We start from the raw sequence: 574 nt of genomic DNA on the forward strand, positions 1-574 counted from the left end.
TTTTTCGATTTTATAATTTGCACCCGTTTTATTTATGTAAATCAGGAGACAATATGATTCGCGTTGAAAATCTTGTTAAAGATTACGGATCGCTACGCGCCGTTAACGGAATCAATTTTCAAGTCAATGACGGCGAAATTCTGGGATTTCTCGGGCCCAACGGCGCCGGCAAGTCGACGACTTTGAAAATGATGACCACGTATCTCGCGCCGACATCCGGCAACGTACAGGTCGACGACCTCAATATTCTTGAGCATTCGCTGGAAATCAGGCGGCTGATCGGATATTTGCCGGAACTCAATCCGTTGTACGTTGAAATGAATGTGTATGATTATTTACAATTTGTTGCTTCGGCAAGAGAGATCACCGGGCAGGCGTTTAAAAAACGTCTCGGCGAAGTCGTCGATATGTGCGGCTTGCGCGGCGTGATTCATAAGTACATTTCGGAACTTTCCAAAGGTTATCGCCAACGCGTCGGCCTGGCGCAGGCGATTTTTCATGACCCGAAGATTTTAATTCTGGACGAACCTTCCAGCGGCTTGGATCCGAATCAGATCGTTGAAATCCGGGAATT

General features: G+C 46.5%; 1 protein-coding gene. It reads left to right on the forward strand.

Translation table 11 applies throughout. The annotated features are described in order from the left end of the window. Positions 1-53: 53 nt before the first annotated feature. The coding region (locus L6Q96_23470; protein MCK6557507.1) for an ATP-binding cassette domain-containing protein at positions 54-574 on the forward strand (521 nt) is incomplete at its 3' end.

It is taken from the genome of Candidatus Binatia bacterium (assembly GCA_023150935.1).
GTDB lineage: Bacteria > Desulfobacterota > Binatia > HRBIN30 > HRBIN30 > JAKLJW01.